At 70.3% G+C, this 24,796-nt stretch carries 23 protein-coding genes; 9 read left to right on the top strand and 14 right to left on the bottom strand.

The genetic code is table 11. The annotated features are described in order from the left end of the window. Positions 1-229: 229 nt before the first annotated feature. Complete coding sequence (locus tag ACFVVM_RS29930; RefSeq protein WP_387625150.1) at positions 230-721, bottom strand: pyridoxamine 5'-phosphate oxidase family protein; 492 nt, start codon at positions 719-721, stop codon at positions 230-232. A gap of 62 nt (positions 722-783) precedes the next feature. Here ACFVVM_RS29930 and ACFVVM_RS29935 point away from each other — a divergent pair, with 62 nt between their 5' ends. Continuing rightward, complete coding sequence (locus ACFVVM_RS29935; protein WP_387625152.1) at positions 784-1,752, top strand: helix-turn-helix transcriptional regulator; 969 nt, start codon at positions 784-786, stop codon at positions 1,750-1,752. 366 nt (positions 1,753-2,118) lie between these two features. After that, the gene (locus ACFVVM_RS29940; protein ID WP_387625154.1) at positions 2,119-2,892 is read left to right on the top strand and encodes an SDR family NAD(P)-dependent oxidoreductase; all 774 of its coding nucleotides are present in this window, start codon (positions 2,119-2,121) and stop codon (positions 2,890-2,892) included. A 510-nt stretch (positions 2,893-3,402) separates the two neighbouring features. On the opposite strand, the gene ACFVVM_RS29945 is transcribed toward ACFVVM_RS29940, so the two are convergent. Continuing rightward, entirely contained in the window at positions 3,403-4,500 is a 1,098-nt protein-coding gene (locus tag ACFVVM_RS29945; RefSeq protein ID WP_387625156.1) for an FAD-dependent monooxygenase, read from the bottom strand. Between the two features lie 308 nt (positions 4,501-4,808). On the opposite strand from ACFVVM_RS29945, the gene ACFVVM_RS29950 reads away from it, so the two are divergent. Continuing rightward, positions 4,809-5,363: a TetR/AcrR family transcriptional regulator gene (locus ACFVVM_RS29950; protein ID WP_387625158.1), complete on the top strand. Its 555-nt coding sequence runs from the start codon at positions 4,809-4,811 to the stop codon at positions 5,361-5,363. A gap of 157 nt (positions 5,364-5,520) precedes the next feature. Here the strand turns inward: ACFVVM_RS29950 and ACFVVM_RS29955 are convergent, their stop codons facing one another. From ACFVVM_RS29955 to ACFVVM_RS29970, 4 genes are read right to left on the bottom strand one after another with little or no spacing between them, the layout of a single operon-like run. Next, the gene (locus ACFVVM_RS29955; RefSeq protein WP_387625160.1) at positions 5,521-6,963 is read right to left on the bottom strand and encodes a GntP family permease; all 1,443 of its coding nucleotides are present in this window, start codon (positions 6,961-6,963) and stop codon (positions 5,521-5,523) included. An 11-nt stretch (positions 6,964-6,974) separates the two neighbouring features. Further along, a complete protein-coding gene (locus ACFVVM_RS29960) occupies positions 6,975-7,616 on the bottom strand; it encodes a bifunctional 4-hydroxy-2-oxoglutarate aldolase/2-dehydro-3-deoxy-phosphogluconate aldolase (RefSeq protein ID WP_387625162.1) in 642 nt (213 codons plus the stop codon). Continuing rightward, positions 7,613-9,226, bottom strand: coding sequence for an amidohydrolase family protein (locus tag ACFVVM_RS29965; protein WP_387625164.1), 1,614 nt, complete (start codon positions 9,224-9,226; stop codon positions 7,613-7,615). Before ACFVVM_RS29965 ends, ACFVVM_RS29960 begins: the two co-directional genes overlap by 4 nt. Positions 9,227-9,235: 9 nt before the next feature. After that, positions 9,236-10,555, bottom strand: a complete 1,320-nt coding sequence (locus tag ACFVVM_RS29970) for an amino acid deaminase (protein ID WP_387625450.1) — start codon at positions 10,553-10,555, stop codon at positions 9,236-9,238. Positions 10,556-10,660: 105 nt separating this feature from the next. Between ACFVVM_RS29970 and ACFVVM_RS29975 the strand changes: the two genes are divergently transcribed. From ACFVVM_RS29975 to ACFVVM_RS29990, 4 genes are all read left to right on the top strand, one after another. Next, positions 10,661-11,704, top strand: coding sequence for a sugar kinase (locus ACFVVM_RS29975; protein WP_387625166.1), 1,044 nt, complete (start codon positions 10,661-10,663; stop codon positions 11,702-11,704). Then, positions 11,701-12,471 (top strand): IclR family transcriptional regulator, encoded by a 771-nt coding sequence (locus ACFVVM_RS29980; protein ID WP_387625168.1) that lies wholly within the window; start codon positions 11,701-11,703, stop codon positions 12,469-12,471. Before ACFVVM_RS29975 ends, ACFVVM_RS29980 begins: the two co-directional genes overlap by 4 nt. 2 nt (positions 12,472-12,473) lie before the next feature. Continuing rightward, positions 12,474-12,881, top strand: a complete 408-nt coding sequence (locus tag ACFVVM_RS29985) for a RidA family protein (protein WP_387625170.1) — start codon at positions 12,474-12,476, stop codon at positions 12,879-12,881. Between the two features lie 99 nt (positions 12,882-12,980). Further along, positions 12,981-13,148 (top strand): hypothetical protein, encoded by a 168-nt coding sequence (locus tag ACFVVM_RS29990; RefSeq protein WP_387625172.1) that lies wholly within the window; start codon positions 12,981-12,983, stop codon positions 13,146-13,148. Positions 13,149-13,152: 4 nt separating this feature from the next. Here ACFVVM_RS29990 and ppc read toward each other — a convergent pair whose 3' ends face one another. Both ppc and ACFVVM_RS30000 read right to left on the bottom strand, forming a co-directional pair. After that, on the bottom strand, positions 13,153-15,924 hold the full coding sequence (gene ppc, locus ACFVVM_RS29995) for a phosphoenolpyruvate carboxylase (protein WP_387625174.1): 2,772 nt from the start codon (positions 15,922-15,924) through the stop codon (positions 13,153-13,155). 109 nt (positions 15,925-16,033) lie between these two features. Further along, positions 16,034-16,591: a sugar O-acetyltransferase gene (locus ACFVVM_RS30000; protein WP_387625176.1), complete on the bottom strand. Its 558-nt coding sequence runs from the start codon at positions 16,589-16,591 to the stop codon at positions 16,034-16,036. 69 nt (positions 16,592-16,660) lie between these two features. Here ACFVVM_RS30000 and ACFVVM_RS30005 point away from each other — a divergent pair, with 69 nt between their 5' ends. After that, a complete protein-coding gene (locus ACFVVM_RS30005; protein WP_387625178.1) occupies positions 16,661-17,299 on the top strand; it encodes a TetR/AcrR family transcriptional regulator in 639 nt (212 codons plus the stop codon). A gap of 79 nt (positions 17,300-17,378) precedes the next feature. Further along, entirely contained in the window at positions 17,379-18,764 is a 1,386-nt protein-coding gene (locus ACFVVM_RS30010) for a lipase family protein (RefSeq protein WP_387625180.1), read from the top strand. Between the two features lie 82 nt (positions 18,765-18,846). On the opposite strand, the gene ACFVVM_RS30015 is transcribed toward ACFVVM_RS30010, so the two are convergent. The 6 genes from ACFVVM_RS30015 to ACFVVM_RS30040 form a co-directional block, all read right to left on the bottom strand. After that, positions 18,847-19,392 carry an ATP/GTP-binding protein gene (locus ACFVVM_RS30015; protein WP_387625452.1) on the bottom strand — a complete coding sequence of 182 codons (546 nt, stop codon included), beginning with the start codon at positions 19,390-19,392 and terminating at the stop codon, positions 18,847-18,849. 37 nt (positions 19,393-19,429) lie between these two features. Beyond that, the gene (locus ACFVVM_RS30020) at positions 19,430-19,864 is read right to left on the bottom strand and encodes a DUF742 domain-containing protein (protein WP_387625182.1); all 435 of its coding nucleotides are present in this window, start codon (positions 19,862-19,864) and stop codon (positions 19,430-19,432) included. Continuing rightward, entirely contained in the window at positions 19,861-20,289 is a 429-nt protein-coding gene (locus ACFVVM_RS30025; RefSeq protein ID WP_387625184.1) for a roadblock/LC7 domain-containing protein, read from the bottom strand. The genes ACFVVM_RS30020 and ACFVVM_RS30025 overlap by 4 nt, the downstream gene beginning before the upstream one ends. Before the next feature lie 28 nt (positions 20,290-20,317). Beyond that, positions 20,318-22,843, bottom strand: coding sequence for a nitrate- and nitrite sensing domain-containing protein (locus ACFVVM_RS30030; protein WP_387625186.1), 2,526 nt, complete (start codon positions 22,841-22,843; stop codon positions 20,318-20,320). 358 nt (positions 22,844-23,201) lie between these two features. Next, positions 23,202-24,221 carry a hypothetical protein gene (locus ACFVVM_RS30035; RefSeq protein ID WP_387625188.1) on the bottom strand — a complete coding sequence of 340 codons (1,020 nt, stop codon included), beginning with the start codon at positions 24,219-24,221 and terminating at the stop codon, positions 23,202-23,204. 48 nt (positions 24,222-24,269) lie between these two features. Next, a complete protein-coding gene (locus ACFVVM_RS30040; protein WP_387625190.1) occupies positions 24,270-24,776 on the bottom strand; it encodes a PspA/IM30 family protein in 507 nt (168 codons plus the stop codon). Between the last annotated feature and the right edge of the window lie 20 nt (positions 24,777-24,796).

Genomic DNA, 24,796 nt, shown 5'->3' on the forward strand with positions numbered 1-24,796 from the left:
ATGCACCTCCTCCAGCATGCGCCCCGCCGTCACGCCGGGCCCCACCTCGCGCTGGATGATCGATCACCAGCCTCTCAGGTGAGTATCGGACGAGAGGCGCCCGCCACCAGAGCCTGGTGATCACCGGTCCAGGGTGGACTCCCTCGCTGGACACATGATCACCACGCTGCGGTGGCGGGCGGCTCTCGGGAAATGCCGCCACCAGAGCGTGGTGATCGACTGTCCAGCTTCAGGTCTTCTGGATGACGGTTTCGGGGTGGCCGGGTTTCCAGATGGTGATGTCGAGGTGGTCTTCGGTGGCCTCGACGGTGGAGGCGCCGGTCAGGTCGGCGATGTAGAAGTGGTCGAATTTCATGCCGCGGATGTCGAAGCCCTTGTCGTCGAAGAGTTTCTGGGCGAAGCGGGCGTGGACGGCTTCGTCGTGCTCGTCGGTGACGGTGCCGAAGAGTTTGGCGTCGCCGTCGGTGACCATGGTGTCGACGGTGGCGGTGTGCAGGCAGAAGCGCGGGTCGCGGGCGAGGTCGTCGAACTTCCTGGTGTTCGGCATGCCGGCCAGGACCAGCATGTCCTCGAAGATCGTCGGCTCGATCGGGCTGATGCGCGGGGAACCGTCGGCGCGCACGGTGCCGAGCATGCACAGGTTGCCGGTGGCCTGGTGCCTGCGCAGGAACAGCGCGGAGATGCTCGGGGCTTCCTCGGTGAACTGGCTCCAAGTGGTCATTCCTCGACGGTACGACCCAACCTTGTCATCCTGTGTCAGGTTTCGCGGCTAGTCTCGAGATCATGCGAGCGAGCAGGCTGGTGCAGCTGCTGCTCCTGCTGCAAGCCAACGGCGGGACGACCGCGACCGTGCTGGCGCGGGAGCTGGAGGTGTCGGTACGCACGGTGTATCGCGATGTGGAGGCGCTCTCGGCGGCGGGGGTGCCGGTCTACAGCGAGCCGGGGCGCGGTGGCGGGGTGCGCCTGGTCGACGGTTACCGGACCCGGCTCACCGGCCTGACCACCGAGGAGGCCGACGCCGTACTGCTGGCCGGGCTGCCCGGCGCGGCCGCCGACCTCGGCCTCGGCACCGTGCTGGCCACCGCGCAGTTGAAGATGCTCGCCGCGCTGCCGCCGGAGCTGCGCGGCCGCGCCACCCGGATCGCCGAGCGCGTGCACATCGACATGCCCGGCTGGTTCCGCCGCCCCGACGACACCCCCGCCCTGGCCACGCTGGCCGACGCGGTCTGGCACGACCGCTGTCTCGCCGTCCGGTATCGGCGCCGGGACCGCGCCGTCGACCGGGTGCTCGACCCGTTCGGCCTGGTCATGAAGGCGGGGACCTGGTACCTCGTCGCCCGCGAGGGCACCGACATCCGCTCCTACCGCGCGGGCCGCGTCGAGACCGCCGAGCCGACCGGCGAATCCTTCACCCGCCCCGCCGATTTCGACCTCGCCGCCCACTGGTCCGCGGCCTCCGACGAGTTCGCCCGCTCCATGCTGCGGGTCCGCGCCCGCTGCCTGATCTCCCCCGAGCACCTGCCCCTGCTTCGCCTGAGCATCGACCCGGCGGCCGTCGCCGAAGTGTTCGACTCCGCCGGTTCACCCGATGCGACCGGCCGGGTGGAGGTCACCGTGCCCTCGGAGTCCTACGACGTCCTCACCCACGCCCTGCTGAGCCTCGGCGACCACATCGAGGTCATCGACCCGCCCGAACTCCGCGCGCGGATGGCTGCGGCCGCCGCGGCGATGTACGCGCGCTACCACTCCTGATCCGGCGCCCGACGGTCGTGGACCACGCATCGAAGTGGTGGTCTTCGGCCGCTCCGCGCTTTCGGGCGAGATGACCGCCACCGTCGGCATGACCAGGACTGACGAGGAGGTCGGGCCGGTGGTCTCGTGGTGCGTGCGCCGCGAGTTCGACTCCGGTCCGCCGCTGGTCGCGCCGAGGGCGCAAGCCGCACAGCGGCCAGGTATTCGAGTCGGCCCGACTCCGGTCCGGTTGGTCGTGCCGAACCGCGGCGACCCGTGGTCGGTCGCCGCGGCGCGGTCGACGGGATCGTGTGACGCAGCGGGTATTTCGGCGCACGGTGAGGCGGAGGGTGTCGGGGCGGTCCTGGTCGTGTTGAGGTGCTCGGTATGTCTGGAGAAGCAGTCGGGGAACAGCCGGTGGTGATCGTGACCGGAGCGGGGTCGGGGATCGGGCGGGCTACCGCGTTGTTGTTCGCCGAGCGGGGGCATCGGGTGGTGGCGGTCGACATCGACGCGCGGGGGTTGGCCGATCTCGGTGCGGAGGTGGTGCCGGTGATCGGGGACGTGTCGACGGCGGCGGTGAACGAAGCGGCGGTAGCGGTGGCGCTCGAGCGGTTCGGGCGGGTCGATGCGCTGGTGCTCAATGCGGGGATCGGTGGGACGCCGCCGTTGAGTGCGGAGGGCGCGGTGGAGCGGGCCGACCGCATTCTCGGGGTGAATGTGCGCGGCCCGATCCACGGGTTGCGGGCGGCGTTGCCCGCGTTGGGGGCCAGTCGCGGGTCGGTGGTGTTCACCGCATCGGTGGCGGGGCTGCGCGGCGATACGGGGAACTGGGCCTACAACGCGTCCAAGGGGGCACTGATCAATCTCGTGCGCGCCTTCGCACTCGACTACGCCGCGCAGGGGATTCGGATCAACGCCCTGGCGCCCGGCCTGACCCGCACCGCGATCACGGCCAACGTGCACCGCGACCCCGAGTTCCTCGCCGCACTCGAACGCCGCATCCCCCTCGGCCGCTTCGCGGAACCCCGCGAACAAGCCGAAGCGATCTGGTTCCTGACCTCCCCCGCCGCCGGCTATATCACCGGCACCACCCTCGTCGTCGACGGTGGCATCGACGCCGACCTAGGCATCCTCCCCCTCCCCCACACACCCTCCTGACCACCACGCACCGCCCCACTGCTCCCGTCACGACGCACCCGCTCTAGCGCCACCCACGCCCCCCGACGATCACCACGCCGCCTCGCCCGACCACCGCGACGCGCCCTCGCGACCGGTCCGCACGCACCTCCGACCGGCACCACGCCACCCGCCCGACCACCACACGCCCCGCGACCAGTGCGCCCACACCCCGCGACCGTCGGCGCGGGCGAGATCGACGACCGCGACCAAGCCCGGCGTCCCGAACTGGACCGTTGATCACCAGGCTCTGATGGCGGCGTCCTCTCGGCCGATACTCACCTGAGCGCCTGGTGATCAACTGTCCGAATCGCGCCGATCTGGAGCTGCCTCGTACGCCGGGTGGGCGGGCCTGCCGGGCCGAGAAGTGGACGGTGATCGGGAACCGTTGTGGCGGTGTGGATCGGTGGTCTCAGCAGACGAATAGCGCGACGACGCGCAGTGCCCACCCCGGCACGCACCGCGCACCGGCGAGATTCAGCGACGACGGGCTCAGCAAGTCCAGTCGAGAATTGGTGCTAGGGATCGGATGGGTGCTGAGGACGGCGCGAGTCGCAATGCCGTGTCGCGCAGGGCGACCAGAGACCGGGCGGAGAGTTGGCCGATGGTGCCGATCTGGGCGGAGCGGTGGGCGATCATCTGGGTGCGGGGGCGGCGTTCGTGGTCGTAGCGGGTCAGGCCGTCGGGGGCGTTCGCCAGGCGGGCGAGGACTACCGCGTCTTCGAGTGCTTGGCAGGCGCCCTGGCCGAGGTTGGGGGTCATGGCGTGGGCGGCGTCGCCGAGGAGGGCGATCCGGCCCGCCGTGTAGGTGGGCAGGGCGGGGAGGTCGTAGATGTCGTTGTGCAGCAAGGTGTTCGCGTCGGCGGCGGCGAGTAGGGTGGGGATCGGGGCGTGCCAGTCGGCGAAGCGGGCGCGGACCTCGGCGAGGGTGCCGGGGGCGTGTTCGGGCGCGTTGTAGACGGCGAAGCAGTAGATGCGGCCGTCGGTGAGCGGGACCATGCCGAAACGCGCTCCGCGACCCCAGGTCTCGCCGTATTCGGCCAGCGGCTCGGCGATCTCGACGACCGCTCGCCACACGGTGTATCCGGCGTAGCGCGGGGCGACCTCCCCGCAGACGGCGCGCCGGACCACGCTGTGGATACCGTCGGCGCCGACGACCAGATCGGCAGTCGTGGTGCCCGCGGAATGGGTCACCGTGCCGTCGTGATCCACGGATTCCACTGTGGCACCGGTGTGTACGACACTGTCGGGCACCGCGGCGCGCAGGATGTCGAGGAGTGCGGCGCGGTGGATCACCACGGGGGCGCCGAAGCGCTCGCGCATCGTGGCCGCGTCGGTGCGCGACAGCCACCGTCCCCGAGCGTCGCGGATCCCGGCCGACTGTTCCTCGATCGCGCTGCCGCGCACCGCGGAACCGACGCCCAGTGCATCGAGTGCCCGCAAGGCATTGGGCCACAGGCCGATTCCCGACCCCACCTCGGCGATCTCGGGCGCCCGCTCGTACACCCGCACCGACCAGTCCCGCGCCCGCAGCGCCACCGCCGCAGCCATTCCGCCGATCCCGCCTCCGACGACGATTGCTGTGGACATCGACACTCCCTCGACTCGAATCCGCTGCTGCGGCAACATGTTCCTGCGCCACGACCCTGACGCCGGACTCGGCCCGGCACACGGACGCGCCCCTATTCCTCGACGCGAACCGCCTCTGGCACTTCCCGCCGCCCAGCTCGAGCAGGCGGGTCACGACCGACCCGCTCGTTCCGTCGACGCGGACTGTCCGCCGAGACTGCACGTCCATGCCGCCACCCAGACCCCGGTGGGTCACCAGAAACCTACTACATTCGTAGTGTCAGACACTACGAATGTAGTCCCAATCACTACGGGCGTAGTATCACCGCGTGCTCACCAAACGCGAACAGGTCCTCGATGCCGCCATCGAGGTGCTCGGCACCCGTGGTCCGCGCGCCCTGACCCATCGCGCGGTGGACGAGGCGGCGGGCCTGCCATCGGGGTCCACTTCGAACTACTTCCGCACCCGCGACGCGCTGCTGTGCGGGCTCGCCGACCGCCTCGAGCAGCGCGATCACCTCGACTGGGCGGCGCTGAACCGGGTACCCGCCCCCGCCACCGTCGATCAGCTCGTCGACGGGCTCGCCCTGTTCCTCATCCACACCACCACGACCGACCGCGTCCGCACCAGGGCCCGCCTCGCCCTGTTCGGCGAGGCGCCGACGGTGCCGGCCTTGCACGACGCACTGCACCGCGCACACCATCGACTCCGTGCCTGGGCCACCGACATGGCCGCACAGACCGGCATCACGCCCGCCGACACCGCGATCCTGGTCGACTATCTCGACGGCGCCGTCGTCCACCGCCTCGGCGGCTTCGAGCCGGAGACCGACCCGCACCCAGCCCTCGCCCGCCTGGTGCACGCCCTGCACGCCGCCAGCTGACCTGACACCTAGCCGAACGGCATCGATGCCACCGAGCGCCGGTCCCGCACACTCGCAACCCGAGCAGACCCAGTAGCCCGAGTATCCGGCGGCCATGGTCCGAACAGCACCGAACCGGGCAATCCGCGAGGGATGGCCCGGCTCGGCACGTTCGGCGCTAGACGAAGATCGAGAACAGCAACGCCGCCACCGCGAAACTCACCACCGACAGGATGGTTTCGAGAACGGTCCAGGTCTGCAGGGTCTGCTTCACCGTCATGTTGAAGTACTTGGCGATGATCCAGAAACCGCCGTCGTTGACGTGGCTGAGGATGATCGAGCCCGCGGCGATGGCCATGGCGATCAGGGCGATCGCCATCTGGGAGTAACCCTGATCGGCGACCAGCGGCGCGACGATGCCGCCGGTGGTGACGATGGCGACCGTGGCCGAGCCCTGCGCGATGCGCAGGCCGCAGCTGATCAGGTAGGCGAGCACGATCACCGGGAGCCCGGCCGCGGACATGGTGTCGGCCAGCGCCGTACCGATGCCGGTGGCCGAGATGACCTTGCCGAAGAACGCGCCCGCGCCGACCACCAGGAGCACCATGCCGACCGGCTTGAGCGATTCGGCGGTGATGGTGCTCAGTTCCTGCACGGTCGAGCCGCGCCGGATCCCGAGCACGTAGAACGCGACCAGCACCGTGATGAGCAGGGCGACCGCGGGCGTGCCGAAGAAGGTGAGCACCTGCAGGACAGCCGAATCCTCGTCCAGCAGTTGGTAACCGAAGGTGGCGCCGAGGATCAGGACCAGCGGGATCGCGATGATCGCACCGATCAGGGCCACCGAGGGCGGCGTCTTCGTGAGCACCGTCGTGCCGCCGGAACCGTCGACCTCGGTCGTGCCGTTGGTGCCGTTCGGCTCCAGCGGCACGAACTCCTTCGGCACGTCGACATGCACCCGCTTGCCGATATAGCTGCCCCACACGATGCCCGCGGCGATGAATCCCGGGATGCCGCAGACGAATCCCATGATGATCAGCCACCCGAGGCTCACCCCGAGCAGACCACCGAGGGCGACCGGACCGGGGTGCGGCGGCAGGAACGCGTGCGTCATCGACAGTCCGGCCAGCATCGGCATGGCGTAGAGCACCAGGGAGCGCCCGCCCCGCTTGGCCGCGACGTAGATCAGCGGCGCGAGGACGAAGATGCCGATGTCGAAGAACACCGGGATGCCGAAGATGAGCCCGAGCAGGCCCATCGCGACCGGCGCGCCCTTCTCGCCGAACACCCGCAGCAGCTTGTCGGTGAGCACGTCGGCGCCGCCGGAGCGTTCGAGGATGGCGCCGAGTACGGTGCCGAGCCCGATGATCACCGCGATGTGGCCGAGGATGCCGCCGAAGCCGGTTTCCAGTAGTGACTCACCGGCTTTCAGCGGTGTACCGACGATCTCGGCGACCGGTAGCCCGGCCGCCAGTGCCAGCACCAGGCCGGTCAGCAGCAGCGCGACGAACGGCTCCAGTTTGACCTTGATGATGGCGATGAGTAGCACGGCGATCGCGAGACCGCACAGCACCAGCAACCCGGGGGTGGAGGTGCGCAACCAGTCGACAGTGGCGCCCATGGGGATACCTCTCAATCAAGCGAATGGACGAAGCGAGCGGCCTGGGAGCCGATGTGGGACCAGCGCGCGCCCACGACGTCGGCCGGGGCGACCACGTCGGTGCCCGCGGTGACGGCGATGGCGCCCGCGGTGAGGAACTCGCGGGCATTGTGGGCATTGACGCCGCCGGAGGGGATGAGGAACAGGTGCGGGAACGGGCCGAGCAGATCCTTCAGATAGGCCGGGCCGAGCGCGCGGGCCGGGAAGATCTTCACCGCCGCCGCGCCCATTTCGGCGGCCGCGAGCACCTCGGAAGGCGTGAAGGCGCCCATGATCACCGGAATCGAATGCGCGACAGCCACTTCGGCGACCTCGGGGCGCAGCGCGGGTGTCACCAGGAACTGGGCACCGACAGCGATCGCCGCCTCGGCCTGCTCGCGGGTGGTCACCGTGCCGACGCCGATCACCGCCTCGGGGACCCCGCTCGCCTTGCCGATCGCGTCGAGCACACCGGGGGTGGTGAAGGTCAGTTCGACCGCGCGGATACCGGCGCCCGCGAGCGCTTCGGCCAGGGCCGCCGGGTCGGGGATCTCGGGTGCGCGGACCACGGTGAGCGCGCGGTCGGCGCGGATCACCGCCACGGCGCGCGAGGACGAGCTGAGCAGCGGGTTCATCGGGTCTCCTGTCGCGTGGGGTCCATTCGCAGTGCACGGCCGGCGCGCACACCGGTCGCGGCGCCGTCCGCCACGGCGAATTCGCCGTTGACCAGCACATACTGGATGCCGCGCGCCTGCTGTTTCGGGTCTTCGAAGGTGGCGGTGTCGTGGATCGTCGCCGGGTCGAACACGACCAGATCGGCGGCATGGCCGGTGCGGACGAGTCCGCGGTCGGCCAGCCGCAATCGGGCGGCCGGTCGGCCGGTGAGGTGGTGCACGCATTCCTCGAGGCCGAGTACGCCCAGCTCCCGGACGTAACGGGACAGATAGCGCGGGAACGTGCCCCAGGCGCGCGGATGTGGGCGGGCGCCGACGAGCAGGCCGTCGCTGCCGCCCATGTGACCGGGGTCGACCATGATCGCGCGCACGTTCTCCTCGTGACCGACGTGCTGCAGGATGGTGGTGGCCAGCTGGTCGCGGCGCAGGAGGTCGAAGAAGACCTCGGCGGGCGGTTCGCCCCGGTCGGCGGCGATCTCGGCGACCGTGCGGCCCACGTACTCGGACAGGGTGTCGTCGCCGACGCCGCTGATCTGGATGGTCTCCCATTCGACGGTGACGCCGTGGCAGCCGTCGGAGCCGTTGACATCGACATCGGCGGTGATCCGGGCGCGCTCGGCCGGGTCGTCGAGCCGGGCCAGCGCGGCATCGGGACCACCGGACATGGCCCAGCTCGGCAGCAGCGCCGACAGCGTCGTGGAACCGGGCAGATAGGGATAGGTGTCAAGGGTGATGTCGCAGCCCTCGGCACGGGCACGCGCGAGCAAGGCGAGGAATTCCGGTGCGCGGCCGCGGTTCACGCCGAAATTCATGGTGGCGTGGGTGAGATGCAGTGCGCAGCCGGTGGATTCGGCCAGGCCGACCATCTCCGCGTAGGCCTCGAGCGCACCGGCACCGTAGGAGCGGGTGTGCGGGGCGTAGAAGCCGCCGTAGGAGGCGACCACCGCGCACAGCGCGGCCAATTCGCCGGTGTCGGCGTACATTCCGGGCGTGTAGGTGAGCCCGCTCGACATGCCGACCGCGCCCTCGTCGAGACTCTGCGCCAGCACCGCGCACATCCGGTCGATCTCGGCGCTGGTCGCCGCGCGCTGTTCGCTCCCGACGACGAGCAGGCGCAGAGTGCCCTGCGGGACCAGGTAGGCGGCATTGGGCGTGATGCCCTCGTCGAGCCGGTCCAGGTACTGCGCCACGGTGCGCCAGGAGAAGTCGAAGCCGGCCGGGTTGCCGTTCCAGCCCGCGATCTGCTTGCGCACCACCGCGAGTGCGGCGTCGTCGATCGGCGCGTAGGACAGGCCGTCCTGGCCGATCACCTCGGTGGTCACGCCCTGGGTGATCTTCGGCAGATGGCCGGGGTCGGTGAGCAGGGCGAGGTCGGAATGCGCGTGCATGTCGACGAATCCGGGTGTGAGCACCGAACCCGGTGCCACCGGAAGCACTCTCGCCTCGATACCGATCGATCCGGGCGGGCCGGTCTCGGCGATGCGGCCGTCGCGGATCAGGACATCGCCGCGGGTGCGCGGTGCGCCGGTGCCGTCGACGATGTCGATGTCTCGAAAAAGCAAGTCCGTCATGGTCATCCGTCAGAAGTAGGTGCGGATCAGGTCGACCACGCGGGGGTCGGTGGCGTCGGCGCTGTCGAGCACCGGGATGAGCCGCCATTTGTCGAAGGCGGTGCACGGGTGCGACAGGCCGAGGCGCACGATGCTGCCGACGGGCAGGTCGGTGGCCGCGGCGCCGGGCAGCCGCAGGAAGGTGTGCTGGTCGTTGAGCGCGGTGACCGTGGCCGTCGGCGGCAGGGTGGTGCCGGAACCGACGACCAACTGGGGCACGGGCAGGCCCTCGTCGAAGGGGAAGTCGCGTTTGCCGCCGTCGAGCAGGGCCAGTTCGGGTTCGGGTCGCGAGACCACCCGCGCCCAGCCGTGCATCGCGGCGCGCAGGCCCGGTTCCACCGCGGGGGCGGCCAGCGGGGAGATGCCCGCGTAGAAGCCGTCGTCGTGGATGAGATAGGCGCCGCTGCGCAGGACGACCGTGGTGGTGTCGTCGGCCAGGGCGGCCAGTTCGGCGACGACCAGTTCGGGATAGGCGCTGCCACCGGCGGTGACGACGGCCGGGCCCGGGTAGGTGAGTTCGCGGTGCAGGGCGGCGAGTTCGACCAGGTAGGAGCGCACGGCGGCGAGGCCCTCGGTACTGCGATCGTGCGCCAGCGCGCCTTCGTACCCGGCGACCCCGGCCAGTTCGAGCCGCTCGCTCGCTTGCAGGGCGGCCGCGACGGCGCGGGCCTCGGCCCGGGTACGCGCCCCGGTGCGTCCGTGCGGGCCACCGAGCTCGACGAGCACGCGCACCGGCGGGCTCGACGGCGTATCGCGCAGGATCTTGTCCATCAGTTCCACGGTGGCGACGCTGTCGGCCCAGCAGAAGAACTCGAAACCGGCATCGCGCGCGGATTCCGCGGCGACCCAGGCCAGGCCGACCGGATCGACGAGGGTGTTGGCCAGCATGATCCGCCCGACGCCGAACGAGCGCGCGAGCTGGGCCTGCCACGCCGTGGCGAGGGTGATCGCCCACGATCCGGCGTCGAGCTGTTCGCGCCACAGCTGCGGCGCCATCGTGGTCTTGCCGTGCGGGGCGAGCGCGACGCCCGCGGCGGCGGACCACTGCGCCATCAGGGCGCGGTTCGCGTCGAGCCTGCCGCGATCGAGGGTGAGCAGCGGCGTCTGCCACTGCGCGAGTTCCGGTGCGCTCGCGAGGTATTCGCCTGCGGTGCGGCCCCACGCCGCGGGCGGGACGCTCTTGTGGTGCGGCCCGAGCGACTCCTCGGCGAGCGCGTCCACGACGCCGTTGTCGATTTTCACAGCATCCCTTTCCTCGATCCGGCCGGGAATACCGGGCCGAGCGGTCATATCAGACACGCATTGCATACTGTGCAACGCTGGTTGCATTCAGTGTTTCTGCTCGTTATTGTGCATCGCAGAGGCAGTGACCGCAAGCACGAAAGGGCGAAGAAGGTGACGCAGACAACATCGGAGCAGCCCAGGGCGGTCACCGTCGGCGAGGGGCTGGCCGTGCTCGTCGCCCGGCCGGGACCGCTCGAGCAGTCCGCGCAGTTCGAGCGCGGGGCGGGTGGCGCGGAGGCCAATGTGGCGATGGTGCTCACCCAGCTCGGTGTCTCGGCGGCCTGGCTGTCGCGGGTGGGCGAGGACGGGTTCGGGCGCTATCTGGTCGCCGAGCTGGCCGCGCACGGCGTCGATGTCGGGGCGGTGACGGTCGATCCGGCGCGGCCGACCGGGGTCTACGTCAAGGAGCGCGGCAGCGGTTCCGGCGCACCGCACGATCTCCCTGCACACAGCAGCCGGATGCTCTACTACCGGGCGGGCTCGGCCGCCAGCGCCCTGTCCCCCGCAGACCTCGCACGCGACGCCGCCGCCGACCTGCTCGACCGCGCCGATCTAGTGCACTTCACCGGCATCACCCCGGCGCTGTCGGCCTCGGCGAACGAGCTGACCCGCACCCTGCTCGCCCTGCCCCGCCGCGACCGACTGGTCAGCTTCGACCTGAATTACCGTCCGGCCCTGTGGGGTTCGCGCCTCGACGCGGCGGCCGACGAACTCGCCGCGCACGTGCGTGGCGCCGATGTGGCACTGCTCGGCGCCGACGAGGCCGAGGAGCTCTTCGGCACCGGTGACCCCGCCGCGTTGCGCGCGCTGTTCCCCGAACCGGCCCAGCTGATCGTCAAGAACGACAAGCACACCGTGACCGGATTCGACGGCCGCACCGCGATCGAGGTGCCCGCGCTGACCCTCGACCTCACCGAACGCATCGGCGCCGGTGACGCGTTCGCGGGCGGCTACCTCTCGGCCCTGCTGCACGGCACCGACCCGCGCACCCGCCTGTGTTACGGCCACCTGTGCGCCGCCGCCGCGCTCACCGCCACCGGTGATGCCGCGAAACTTCCTCCGGTGCAAGACATTCAACGGCTGGCGGCGCTGCCCGCCCGGGTATGGGCCGGGTTGCGCTACCCGGACGCGCTGGATGGGACGATCGGGCGATGAGTCAAAGCGTGTCGCGCGCCCTGTCCATTCTCATCGCCCTCGGCGAGGACTCGCAGTCCCTCGACGACCTGGCCGGGCGGCTCGGGGTCCACAAGTCGACGGTGCTGCGGCTGTTGCAGACCATGCAGGCCGAACGATTCGTCGTGCGCGACAACGCCCATCGGTACTCGCTGGGCGCGCGGATGTTCGAATTGGCCAGTCACGCACTGGAGAACCGCGACGTGCGCACGGTCGCGCGGCCGCACCTGAGCGCGCTGGGCGCGGCCACCGGCCAGACGGTGCACCTGGCCGCCTACGAATCCGGCGACGCCGTCTACATCGACAAGGTCGACGCCGAACAGGCGGTGCGCATGTACTCCCGGATCGGCAGGCCCGCACCGCTGCACTGCACCGCGGTCGGCAAGGTGCTCGTCGCGGCCCTCCCGCGCGCGGAATGGCCCGCAGTCGCCGCGCGCCTGGACTTCCACCCGTTCACCACCCGCACCCTGCGCACCCCCGAGCAGTATCTGGCCGAGCTCGAGCTCGTCGCCGCGCAGGGATTCGCCGAGGACCACGAGGAACACGAGAGCTTCGTCAACTGCATCGGGGTGCCGGTGCGCGACGGGATCGGCGCCGTCGTGGCCGCCGTGTCGATCTCGGTGCCCGACGTCCTGCTCGACCACGATCAGGTACTCGCGCTGCTCCCCCAGATCCGGGCGACGGCCGATGCCATCTCCACCGAACTCGGCTGGGACCCCCGCCGAGCCGTCACCGCGAGGAAAGGCTGACCATGTCCGACAAGATCGCTGTCCGCACCGCCGACGCGCCCGCACCCGCCCACACCTTCTCCCAGGGTGTGCGCAAGGGACCGTTCGTCCAGGTCTCCGGGCAGGGCCCGGTCGACCCGGAGACCAACGAGTACCTGCACCCCGGCGATGTCGCCGCCCAGACCACCCGCACCCTGATGAACGTGCGCGCGATCGTCGAGGCGTCCGGGGCGAGCTTCGACGATGTGGTGATGCTGCGCGTCTACCTCACCAAGCGCGAGGACTTCACGATCATGAACGGCGCGTACGGCGAGTTCGTCACCAAGCACACCACCAACGGCGTACTGCCCGCGCGGACCACCGTCTTCACCGGGCTGCCGCGCGAGGAGATGCTGGTGGAGATCGACGCGATCGCCGTCGTCACCGACTGAGCGTTCCGATTCCGGGGATATCGGGCCGAGTACCGTGTTCTGATGAGTCGGCCTCCGTACCCGGAGGCTGTAGTGCCCGTTCTACCCGAGGATCAGCCTATGTTCGCCAAGATTGCCCGACCGTTCGCCGTCGCCGCCGTCGCCCTGTCCGTCACCGCCCTCGGCGCCGGTACCGCTTCGGCGGCCACCGCGCAGCCGGTCGTCGGTTCGGTCGCCGTGTGCGCCAGCATCCCGATCGGTCCGATCAGCATCAGCGTCTGCCTGTAGGCCGCTAGCCAGAGTTGCGCAGGGCGGTGGCCAGGCCGTTCATGGTGAGCAGGATGCCCCGCTTCACCAGTTCGGAATCGTCACCGCCGCGCAGCCTGCGCAGCAGGTCCACCTGGAGCTGATTCAGGGGCTCCAGGTAGGGGAAGCGGTTGTGGATCGACTCCGCCAGCGACGGGTTGTCGCTGAGCAGGCCGGGGTGGCCGGTGACCGCCAGGTACATGCGGATGGTGCGGGCGTGCTCGTCGCGGATCATGCCGAAGATCTGCGCGCGCAGGGTCTCGTCGACGACGAGATCGGCGTAGCGGGCGGCGATGTCGAGATCGCTCTTGGCCATCACCTGCGCCAGGTTCGACAGCACCGTCCGGAAGAACGGCCAGCGCTGGTAGAGGTCGGTGAGCCGGGCCAGACGTTCGGGATCATCGCCCACCCAGTCCTCGAGCGCGGTGCCGGTGCCGTACCAGCCGGGCAGCATGACCCGCGCCTGACTCCAGGCCATCACCCACGGGATGGCCCGGAGGTCCGAGACCGAGTTGGTGGGCTTGCGCGAGGCGGGGCGGCTGCCGATGTTGAGATCGCCGACCTCGGCGACCGGGGTGGACTGGCGGAAGTACTCGACGAAGCCCGGGGTCTCGTGCACCAGGCGCGCGTAGGCGGCGCGGGCGCGGGCGGCCAGATCGTCGAGCAGCTCGTAGGCCGGTTCGGCGTCCTCGCCGAGACCCTCCACATCCAGCAGGGTCGACTCGAGGGTTCCGGCGATCAGTGATTCCAGATTGCGGTGTGCCGCACCGTGTTCGGAGTACTTGGCGGCGATCACCTCACCCTGTTCGGTGAGCCGCAGCGAGCCACGCACCGCACCGGCGGGCTGGGCCAGGATGGCGTCGTAGCTGCGCCCACCGCCACGGCCGACCGTGCCGCCGCGCCCGTGGAACAGCCGTAGCCGGATCCCCGACTTGCGCGCCACCTCCACCAGATCCAGTTCCGCGCGGTACAGCGCCCAGTTCGCGGCCAGATACCCGCCGTCCTTGTTGGAATCGGAGTAGCCGAGCATCACCTCCTGCCGCATCCCGGCGGTCGCGACGAGCTCGCGGTACACCGGCACCTCGAGCACCGCGGCCAGGGTCGACGCGCCCGCGGCGAGGTCCTCGATGGTCTCGAACAGCGGAACGATGCCGACGGGACAGCTCGACTGGTTCTCGGCGGAGCCCGGGTCGAGGATGCCCGCCTCCTTGAGCAGCAGCGCGGCCTCGAGCATGTCGCTGACCGAGGTGCACATGCTGATGATGTAGTTCGGGATGGCGGCGGCGCCGAAGGTGTCGATCACGTCCTTGGCGGCGCGCAGCACCCCCAATTCCTTGACGGCGAGCTCGCTCAGCTGGGCGTTCGGGCCCAGAAGTGGTCGGCGCGTGCGCAATTCGGCGGCGAGCAGCTCGACGCGCTCGGCCTCGGTCAGGCTCGGATAGTCCGCGTGCACGCCCGACCAGGCCAGCAGTTCGGTGACGACCTGCTCGTGCACCTCCGAGTTCTGGCGCATGTCCAGGCCCTGCAGGTGGAAACCGAAGGTCTCGATGGCGTGGCGCAGGGCGGCGAGGCGGTCGTCGGCGAGCAGGGCATCGCCGGTGGCGCGCATCGACACATCGATCGCGTCGAGGTCGTCGAGGACCGCCTGCGGGGTGGGATACGGCGCGGCCTCGGTGTCGAGACCGTGCTCGGGCAGCTCGCCGAGCGAGCGCCGGGCGGTAGCACTCAGGCGGGCCCGGATCGCGTGCAGCGCACGGCGATACGGTTCGTCGGCGAAGAACGCCGGGTCGGGATAGCCCGCCTCGGCGAGGGCGGCCACCGCGGGCGTCACCTGGACCAGGCGGCCCGACTGCGACAGCGTCTTCTCCAGTTCGACCAGCTCGCGCAGATACCGGCCGAACGCGTAGGCGGCGGCCTGTTCGGCGGCGGTGTGCACGACTTCGGCGGTGACGAAGGGGTTTCCGTCGCGGTCGCCACCGATCCAGGAGCCGGGGCGCAGGATGGGGCGCGGGAGCAGGTCGACCTCGGGCCAGCGGAAGCGCAGGGCGGCGCGGACCTGGGCGTTGATGGCCGGGATCACGTCGTAGAGGGTGAGGTCGTAGTAGCGCAGGCCCACCGAGATCTCGTCCTGGATCCGCAAGCGCGCCAACCGGATCAGCGCCGTGCGCCACAGGGTGAGCACCTCGCGCCGGATCCGGAGTTCCGATTCGTCGTAGCCGGGTTCACCGGGCGCGAGGCGGCGGCGCAGGCGCATCAGCTCGGTGATCTTGGCCTGCACGTCGAAGACGGTGCGCCTGCGGGTCTCGGTCGGGTGGGCGGTGATGACCGGGGAGACGAGCGCGTCGGTGAGCAGGTCGGCCACCGTCGCGCCGTCGATGGCCGCGGCGTCGAGCTTGTCGTAGGTGGCGGCCAGTGAGGAGTCCTGCGGCGGCTCCCCCGCCGCCACGTGCACCGCGCGGCGCCGGTCGCGCTGGAGGTCCTCGGCCAGATTCGCCAGCAGCACGAAATAGCTGAACGCGCGGATCAGCGGAATCGCGACCTCGGTGGGGGTGCCGTCGAGCATGTCGGCGACGGCACTGCGCTCGACCTCCTCGCGGCGCACCCGGAACGCCTCGGTCCGCACCCGCTCGACCAGATCGAACACCTCGGGTCCTTCATGGTCGCGGAGGGTGTCGCCCAGGATGCCGCCGAGAAACCGGATGTCCTCGCGCAGCGGTCGGGTGGCTTCCTGCTCCGTCTCGATTCGCGATTCGCCCATGGAAAGACAGTATTGCCGCAGGCGGGCGGGCGCGACCCGACGCCGCACCCGGCCCGCATGTCGCGGTGCGGGCGTCGTCGTGCGTACACCCCGGGAGCGGTCGGCAAACTCAGAGCTGCCGGATCACCCGGGCCGGGTTACCCGCCGCGAACACCCGGTCGGGCAGGTCGCGGGTGACCACGCTGCCCGCACCGACCACCACGTCGTCGCCGATGGTCACGCCGGGGCACACGATCACCCCGCCGCCGAACCACGCGTTGTTCCCGATCCGGATCGGTGCCGCCGATTCCCACCGCTGCCTGCGCTTGTCGTGGTCGTCCATCGGGTGCAGCGCGGTCAGCAGCTGGACGCGGGGGCCGATCGAGCAGTCGTCGCCGATCACGATCGGGGCGCAGTCGAGCAGGATGGCGTCGTAGTTGAGGAAGCTGTTGGACCCGATCTCGACGAGGTAGCCGTAGTCGCACTGGAACCGCGGCATGATCCAGGAGCCCTCGCCGAGCTTGCCCAGCAAATCTCGCAGGACGGTGGTGCGGCGGTCGGTCTCGTCGGGTCCGGTGCGGTTGAACTCGTCGCACAATCGTTGCGCGCGTTGCCGTTCGGCCACCAGCTCGGGATCGCTGTCCTTGTACAGCTCGCCCGCCAACATCCGCTGCTTGTGCTCGCCCATCCCGCCGAGTCTAGGGCGGCGCCCGACTGCCGGGTTCGCGCCGCGGGGCCGCGCAGTAGGGTCGGAGCCGTGACGCCAGCCCGGACCCGACACAACTACACCGGCACCTCGGTCGCCGAGCGGCAACTCGAGCGCCGGGCGCTGTTCATCGAGGCGGGGCTGACCGTGTTCGCCGAGAAGTCGTACGCGAACAGTTCGCTCAGTGACGTGTGCGCGACGGCGGGGCTGTCGCGGCGGCAGTTCTACGAGCTGTTCGCCGGGCGGGAGGAACTGCTCGTCGCGGTCTACGACACCGTGCAGGACCGGGCCAGGGACGCGGTCATCACGGCGATCACAGCGGTGCAGACCGCCGAGGTGCGGGTGATCATCGATGCCGCCGTGCGGGCCTACACCCAGGCCATCACCGCCGACATCCGTTGTGTCAAGGTCGCTTTCGTGGAGATCGTCGGCGTGAGCCCGGCGGTCGAGGCCCATCGCGCGCAGATCCGGGACCGCTGGGGCGAGGTGGTCGCCGCGGCGACCGCCGGGCTGCCCGACGCGCGCACACCACCCGGTGGCTGGCGGGTGGCGATGGCCGCGTTCATCGGCGCCGTCAACGGCGCGGTGCACCAATGGAGTCTCGACGACCCGCGCCCGCCGGTCGAGGTGCTCGTCGATGTCTTCTCCACCCTGCTCACCGCGCTGACGTCGGCCGACGCCACTCGCTGATTGCGATCTACGCCACAGTCGTGCCATAGTAGCCGTCATTGAGACGGAGCAGTCTCAATTCCTGTGAGGACTGTGCACGATGAAATCTCCTACCGTTCTGCGGTGGTTCGCCCTGGTCACCGGCGTGATCCTGACGGCATCGGTCGTCGCGGCGGGCTCGGTCGCCGCCGAGCCCGCGCCCATCGCCCCGGCACCGGTGATCCCCCTGCCGCCCGAGCTCGATCCCGGCTTCTACCGCCCGCCCGCCGAGGTGGTCGCGGCGACCGCGCCCGGCGCGATCATCGCGGCCCGGCAGGTGAACATCGCCGATTTCGGCATCCTGCCGGTGGACGTGGACGCCTGGCAGGTGTCGTATCGCTCGAACAACAGCCGTGACGAGGCGATCCCCGCGGTGGCGACGCTGATCAAGCCGCGCGGTCAGGCGGTGGAGCCGCGCAAGCTGCTCTCGGTGCAGATGGCCGAGGACTCGACCGCGGGCTACTGCGCGCCGTCCTACGCGCTGCAACATCTTTCGGTCGCTCCGCTCGCGGGCCAGATCGTGGTGCCCGCCGAATTCCTGTTCGCGCAGGCGGCGCTGGCGCAGGGCTGGGCCGTGGTGGTGCCGGATCATCAGGGGCCGAATTCGGCCTATGCCGCCGGTCCGCTGGCGGGCCGGATCACCCTCGACGGCATTCGCGCCGCCACCAACTTCGCCCCGCTCGAGGCCGGGCCGACCGCGCCGGTCGGGCTCTACGGCTACTCCGGCGGGTCGATCGCGACCGGTCACGCCGCCGAACTGCACGCCTCCTACGCGCCCGAGCTCAACATCGTCGGCGTGGCCGAAGGCGGCGTCGGCGCCGATCTCGGTGCGGCGCTGCTGATGGCGAACCATCAGCTCACCTCGGGCCTGGTCTTCGCCGCCGTCCTCGGCCTCACGCGCGAATATCCTGATTTCGCCGCCTATCTCGACCAGCGACTCCATCCGCTCGGCAAGGGACTGGCCGCGATCAAGTCGTCGCTGTGCGTGCAGTACCAGTCGGCCCTGCTGCCGTTCCTCGACCTGACCGGCATGATCGGCTCCGAGGGTGAGCAGTTCGGCGATCCGCCGGTCGCGGAGATGCTCGCCGACACCAAGATGGGCAAGACCACCCCCGGTGTGCCGATGTTCATCTGGCACTCCGCCTGGGACGAGATCCTGCCGCTGTCGTCGACCAACGAACTCGTCGACACCTACTGCCGCACCCCCGGGACCTCGCTCACCTACACCCGCGACCACGCCAGCGAACACATCGTGGCCGAGGTCGTCGGCGGCCCCGCCGCCCTGGTCTGGCTGCGTGACCGCCTCAACGGCATCCCCGCTGCCCCCGGCTGCACCACCTCCGACGCGGGCACCATGGCCGCCACCCCCGGCGCCTTGGACTTCCTCGGCGAGACCCTCTCCGCCAAGTTCGCCTCCTGGTTCGGCACGCCCCTCGGCACCGCCTGACATATCGAGATCACCACGCTCTGGTGGCGGTCGGCTCTCGGCCGATGCCGCCACCAGAGCGTGGTGATCGTTTGTCCAGGTGTCAGCTGACCTCGCGGTGGCGGGGGTGGGCTCGGTGCAGGAGGACCTGTTCGAGGAGGGCTACGAGGGTGTTCTTGACGGAGTCGCGGTCGCGGGCGTCGCAGTCGAGGACGGGGATCCAGTCGGCGAGGCCGAGGGCTTCGCGGACCTCGTCCAGGTCGAAGTGCGGGGCGTCGTCGAAGCGGTTGACCACGATGATGAAAGGGGTGTTGTGGTCTTCGAAGTAGTCCAGGACGGGGTAGCAGTCCTCGACGCGACTGGTGTCGACGACGATCACCGCGCCGAGGGCGCCGTCGACGAGGTCGTCCCAGAGGAACACGAAGCGGTCCTGGCCGGGAGTGCCGAACAGGTACAGGATCAGTGAGTCGTCGAGGGTGATGCGGCCGAAGTCGAGGGCCACGGTGGTCGCGGTCTTGTCGGCGCGGTGGCCGGGGTCGTCGATGCCGATCGACACCTCGGTCATCGAGGCCTCGGTGACCAGTGGCTCGATCTCGGAGATGGCGCCGATGAAGGTGGTCTTGCCGACGCCGAAGCCGCCGCTGACCACGATCTTCACCGAGGACGGCATCGCCGGCGTACGGAATTCAGAGTGCCCGGACAAGATCCCTGATCCTCTCGATGGCGGCGGTCGACAGCTCCGGCGCGTCACGGACGGTCACGTGCCCCGCCGCCACCAGATCACTGACGATCACCTTGGCGATGCCGACCGGAACCCGCAGGGCGGCACCGATTTCGGCGATGGAATGTGGCCGCAGGCACAGCCGCACGACGGCGCTCTCCTCGAACCGCAGCGGCGCCGACAGGGCCGAGGGCGGTGCCTGGACGAGGGTTTCGATGCGCAGGCCGTCCAGGACCGGGACGGTGCGGCCCGCGGTGACGACGAACGGGCGGACGAATCGGTCGTCGCCAGGGTCGGCGACCTGTTCGTCGGCCGTGGGCAGCGGGCCGCGCCAGCCGGTCGGCGTGCGCACCGGGATCATGCGCGGATCGGGCAGGCGGGGCCGGTCGGAATCTCTCATCTGCGCAACGACTCGCGCAGTTCGCTGATCAGCAGCGGGTCGAGCAGCGATCCGGCGCGTTCGGCGAGCACCGCCATCTCGTAGCCGACCAGCCCGACATCGCAGCCACCGTCGGCGATCACCCCGAGGCAGCTGCCGTCGCCGAGCGCCGAGACCAGCAGGAAGCCGCGCTTCATCTCGATCATGATCAGCTTCAGGCCGTCGAAATCGTAACTGCGCGAAGCACTGCGGGCCAGGCTCGACAATCCCGACACCATGGCCGCCAGCCGGTCGGCGCCCGCCCGGTCCAGGCCCTCGGACATGGCGATGAGCAGTCCGTCGGAGGACACGGCGACCGTGTCGCGCACCCCGTCGGTATTGCGGACGAAGTTGCCGAGCAGCCAGTTGAAGGTGTGCGGATCGGCGGTCGGTAGCTGGGTGGTCACCGGGTCTCCTGAGGTCGGGTCCGCTCGGTCAGCGGGTGTGCTCGGCAGGGGTGGACGACAGTTCGGTCCCGAGCCCGCCGCGTTCGTGGCCGGTGCGGAACGAGGCGAGCATGCTGCGCGTCTGGTCGGGGGTGCGGTCGGGCGCGGGTGGGCGGTCCTGGTGCGGGAGCGGATCGTGGTGCGGGCGATCCGGGCCGGCAGGTCTGGCGCGCTTGGGCCGTTTCACCAGGCCGTTGCGCGTTCGTTCGACAGGGGCCGCCGGGCTGTCCAGGTCCCTGTTGTCGCCGATCGGTTCGGAAGTCATCCGGGCGCTGTGGCCGGGGTCGGTGCTCGGTTCCGATGCTGGACCAGCCGAGGTCGGGTTGGTGGCCGATCCGGGTGCTGTTGCGCTGCTGAAGAATTGGGCGTAGACGGATTCGGTCGGGTGCGCGGTGGCGCCGTTCGGGGTCGACCGCTCGGGCTCCCGGCTGCCCGAGTGGGTGGACGCGGAGGGACCTGTCGTGGCCTCGGACCGCGGCAGTGCCAGACGGGCGCCCGGCTCGATCGCCTGGGTCGGCGCGAGCGATTCGGCGTCGGCAGCCGGTGTCTCCTCGGCGACTGCGGTTGGACCGGTTGGGCGGGAGGCGGTTTCGTCGGCGAGGATCGCAGCCGGCAGGAGCAGGCGGGCGACGATGCCGCTGACCGGGGAGGTGGTGAGTTCCACGCCGATGCCGAGGCGGGCGGCCAAGCGACCGACGACGTAGTGGCCCAGATAGCGGGTGGAGGCGACGATGAAGTCCTGTTCGCCGCGCAGGCGGGCATTGGCCTCGGCCAGGGCGTCGGCGGGCATCCCGACACCGTGGTCGACCACGGCGAGCAGGTAGCCGCCCGCCATCCGGCGCCCGTACACCTCGACCTCGAGATCGGGCGGGGAGAACGCGAGGCCGTTCTCGATGAGTTCGGCCAGGATGTGGGCGAGTTCGCTGACCACCGCGCCGGTGACGGCGAGGTCGTCGACCCGGCGCAGCACCACCCGGCGGTAGTCGTCGACCTCGGACAAGCCTGCCCGGATGACATCGCTGAGCGCGATCGGCTCGGCCCACCGCCGCGGACTCGCCTCGCCGACGAGCACCAGCAGGCTCTCGGCATTGCGGCGCATCCGGGTGGCGAGATGGTCGAGTTCGAACAGGTTCGACAGCGCCTTGGGATCGAGTTCCTCGCGCTCGAATTCGCTGATCAAACCCAGCTGCCTGCGCACGAGATTCTGATTGCGCCGCGCCAGGTTCGCCATCGACTCGGTGGTGTTGCGCCGCACCAGCGCCTGCTCGGAGGCCAGCTCGAACGCGGTGGTCTGGACCCGGTCCAGCGCCCCGGCCACCGCGGCGATCTCGACGCCCGCGCCGGGCGGGGTGCGCACCGGTGCGGGCGGGTCGGGCCGGGTATCGGAACCGCGCCAGGCCGCGATCACCTCGGGCAGCCGGGCGGAGGCCACCTCGTCGGCTTCGGCGGCCAGCCGGGCCAGCGGGCGCACGATGGCGCGGATACTGGCGAAGACCAGGGCGAACTCCGCCGCGATCGCGAGCAGGGCGGCCAGCGCGAAGGCCGCGAGCAGCAGGGCGGCCTCACGGCGCAGCTCGTCGGCGCGGGCGCGGATGTCGTCGCCGATCGCCTGCTGCACGCCGCGCTGGTCGTCGATCACGGCCGTCATCTGTGCCCACCACCGCGCCGGGTCGACCTGCTGGGTCAGCGGGCCCGCGGTCGAGGCGATGGCGATGTTCTCCGATTCGGCGGCGCGCGCGGCATTCTCGCCGGCGAGCACCGCGTCGAGGCGATCGCGCTGGGCGACGGTCGCGTCGCGGCCGAACTGGGTGAGCGCGGCGGTCCGCGCGGCGCGGATGTCGAGGAACTGCACGTACTCCCCCGGCGCGAACTCCCCGGCGGCGAACACCCCGTTGAGGAAACCGCGTTCGCGCGCGTTGAACTCCTTGGCGTCGCCGAGGGCGTAGAGCGCCTGCAGGCCGTGCCGGACCTGCGGGTCGCGGGCCTGGTCGAGGCCGAGGAACAGCCGGTTCATCGCGTCGATGCCGTCGGTGTAGAACTGGAACGCCGCCGACCGGGTGACATTGCGGGTATCGATCTGGGAGCGCACACCCGGCAGGCCGGTCAGGTGGCCAAGGGCCGAGGTCACTTCGCTCGCGCCGGGTGGATCGCCTGCCACGGTGGCCGACAGGTTCCGCAGGGCGAGGTCCGTGCCGGTGCGCTGGTCGAGCACCGGCTGGCCGAGGCGCGCGTCGCCGCCGAGCAGGCCGTTGCTGAGCCCGCGTTCGCGCTGCAACTCGTGCACCAGGTCCTGGGCGGCCAGCGCCAGCACCACCGCGTCGACGGTCTCGCCGCTGCGCCGGTATTCGCCGATCTGGCCGGACACCGTGAGCCCGAGCAGCGCGAGCACCAGCACCAGTGACACCGCCAGAATCCGGGCCAGCTGCCCGGCGATGGTGCGCGGCCGGAGCAGTCTCGCGACCCCGGGCGAGGTGGATCGGATTCCGGTCCGATCCGGCCGGGAACGTGCGCGCACCACCTGCTCCTTTGAAATGCCGCCGGGTGGAATTCCCGGCGGCCCAGCGAAAGTCAGGTGTCAACTTGCACGCCGCGGCGAACACGGTCAAGGCGGGGCGGCCCCGGAGCGGGTTTCGTGCACTGATCTCAACATGCCCGAAACAGAGCGGCGAGGATGTCGCCGAAAGCTCACCACGGCCCAGGTCGGGGCGTTACCCGGCGGATTTGTGCCCGATACATTCGGCCCGCCGAATGTCGGTGACGGCGGGCACATTCGGTCCCGCCGAGCGAATTCCGGAAATGAACGCAGCACGAAAAGTAGACGACGAGCAGGCGATTCCGTGGCGAATCGACGTAATCGGCTCAGCGGCCGCTGTTCACTCGCCGAGAATGCCGAGGACCTGCTCGGAGAAGAAGAACGGCTCGAGCCGTTCCCGGATCAGTCCGGCCAGCACACCGTTGCGTTTCGCCGATTCGATGACGGCGGGCCCGTAGCGCAGGATCTCGGCGCTCACGTCCTCGGCGCTCAGGCCGAGTTCGGGCAGCATCGACGACAGCGTGTGGTCGCTGTACTTGGTGTAGAAGACCTCGACGCACTCGCGCACCAGCAGGCCGAAGTATTCCTTCTCCCTGGTCGTCACCGCGATCTCGTAGCAGATCTGGACCAGCTCGTTCAGGTCCTTCTGGGTCAGGTACTCACGCAGGCCCGCGACCGGCTCGTCGGCGTGCAGGTCCCAGAACTCCATGGCCGCCGAGTGCACCGGCGCGTCACGCAGCATGTCGCGGATGGCGTTGTTGGTGCGCTTGAGCGCGAACAGCGCGCCCTTGCCCGCGAGGTCACCGACGAAGGTGCTGTCGGCGACCTTCTTGGCCCGGGTCGCCGCCGACTGGCCCAGCGACATGAGCGAGGAGACGCCCGGGATCTTCTCGGCGCGTTCGCGATTGGCCTGCATGAAGTCGCCGATCAGCTTGTCGACGAAACGCGAGGCGACGGTGGCGACGAGCGGGCTCTCGGTGAGCCGGTCCAGGATGCGCTCCTGGGCCTGGTGCATGCCGAAGATCTTCTCCAGCAGCGCTTCCACCGGTTCCCGGTCGACCACGTCGCCGAGGGTGTATTCGGTGTTGGCGGCGATGTGGTCGTAGATGGCGTCGGAGAAGATGCCGACGGTGTCGGCGATCACCGGACTGCCGCCGATGCGGTCGAAGACGGTGGCGACGGTTTCCTCGCCCTGCTCCAGCGACACCACGTCACCGAAGACGATGGTGTCGCCCACGGCGAGCACGGCGGCCACATCGCGGGCGATCACCTCGGCGAACCGGTCGCCGGTCACCTCGGCGAGCAGGAAGTCCACCTGCGCGTCGAGCAGTCGTTCGGCGATCTGGCGCGCCTGTGTCATGTGTGTCCACCCATCACGGTTCGTTGCTCGGGACGGGAGACCTTGCGGCTACTTGTCGTCGGCCCCGGAATCGTTGCCGTGCATCGATTTCCGGATCTGGTCCAGACGCTCGCGCGCGGCCTTCTCCCGCGCCTCCCACTGTTCGTCGGCGCTGCGACCCGCGGGAGTCTGCCGGTCGAGTTCACCCATTCCCTGCGCGGTGCCGAAACGCTGCTCGACCTTATCGCGAACGGTGTCGAATGTCGGCACTCCGGAAGTGGAGTATCCGCCGGTCGCGGTGGGTGCGGGGGTTCCCGGCAGCCCAGACGGTACCGGCGGTACCGGAATGGCGCCTCCGACCTGCTCCGATGCGACGGGCGCCACATTCGGATCGGCTATGTCGGTGTCCAGCATCACAGGGGGATCGATGTCGCCATGACCGGCTTCGGCCTCGGCCAGTGCGGCGGCGACCGCGGCCAGACCCGGCCGCCCGGCGACCGCGGCGCGCAGCACCGACACCAGCTCGGCATCCGGCAGCGCGGCCAGCCGACCGAGGATCTCGCTCGTATCGCTCATACCGCCAGGCTACGCAGAAC

The sequence above is a fragment of the Nocardia sp. NPDC058176 genome (assembly GCF_042883805.1).
Classification (GTDB): Bacteria; Actinomycetota; Actinomycetes; order Mycobacteriales; family Mycobacteriaceae; genus Nocardia.

Excerpts from the sequence above, each read along its gene's own strand:
- ACFVVM_RS29930 (WP_387625150.1), bottom strand. The coding sequence starts at position 721 with ATGACCACTTGGAGCCAGTTCACCGAGGAAGCCCCGAGCATCTCCGCG.
- ACFVVM_RS29935 (WP_387625152.1), top strand. The coding sequence starts at position 784 with ATGCGAGCGAGCAGGCTGGTGCAGCTGCTGCTCCTGCTGCAAGCCAAC.
- ACFVVM_RS29940 (WP_387625154.1), top strand. The coding sequence starts at position 2,119 with ATGTCTGGAGAAGCAGTCGGGGAACAGCCGGTGGTGATCGTGACCGGA.
- ACFVVM_RS29945 (WP_387625156.1), bottom strand. The coding sequence starts at position 4,500 with ATGTCCACAGCAATCGTCGTCGGAGGCGGGATCGGCGGAATGGCTGCG.
- ACFVVM_RS29955 (WP_387625160.1), bottom strand. The coding sequence starts at position 6,963 with ATGGGCGCCACTGTCGACTGGTTGCGCACCTCCACCCCCGGGTTGCTG.
- ACFVVM_RS29960 (WP_387625162.1), bottom strand. The coding sequence starts at position 7,616 with ATGAACCCGCTGCTCAGCTCGTCCTCGCGCGCCGTGGCGGTGATCCGC.
- ACFVVM_RS29965 (WP_387625164.1), bottom strand. The coding sequence starts at position 9,226 with ATGACGGACTTGCTTTTTCGAGACATCGACATCGTCGACGGCACCGGC.
- ACFVVM_RS29970 (WP_387625450.1), bottom strand. The coding sequence starts at position 10,555 with ATGACCGCTCGGCCCGGTATTCCCGGCCGGATCGAGGAAAGGGATGCT.
- ACFVVM_RS29980 (WP_387625168.1), top strand. The coding sequence starts at position 11,701 with ATGAGTCAAAGCGTGTCGCGCGCCCTGTCCATTCTCATCGCCCTCGGC.
- ACFVVM_RS29985 (WP_387625170.1), top strand. The coding sequence starts at position 12,474 with ATGTCCGACAAGATCGCTGTCCGCACCGCCGACGCGCCCGCACCCGCC.
- ACFVVM_RS29990 (WP_387625172.1), top strand. The coding sequence starts at position 12,981 with ATGTTCGCCAAGATTGCCCGACCGTTCGCCGTCGCCGCCGTCGCCCTG.
- ppc (WP_387625174.1), bottom strand. The coding sequence starts at position 15,924 with ATGGGCGAATCGCGAATCGAGACGGAGCAGGAAGCCACCCGACCGCTG.
- ACFVVM_RS30000 (WP_387625176.1), bottom strand. The coding sequence starts at position 16,591 with ATGGGCGAGCACAAGCAGCGGATGTTGGCGGGCGAGCTGTACAAGGAC.
- ACFVVM_RS30010 (WP_387625180.1), top strand. The coding sequence starts at position 17,379 with ATGAAATCTCCTACCGTTCTGCGGTGGTTCGCCCTGGTCACCGGCGTG.
- ACFVVM_RS30020 (WP_387625182.1), bottom strand. The coding sequence starts at position 19,864 with ATGAGAGATTCCGACCGGCCCCGCCTGCCCGATCCGCGCATGATCCCG.
- ACFVVM_RS30035 (WP_387625188.1), bottom strand. The coding sequence starts at position 24,221 with ATGACACAGGCGCGCCAGATCGCCGAACGACTGCTCGACGCGCAGGTG.
- ACFVVM_RS30040 (WP_387625190.1), bottom strand. The coding sequence starts at position 24,776 with ATGAGCGATACGAGCGAGATCCTCGGTCGGCTGGCCGCGCTGCCGGAT.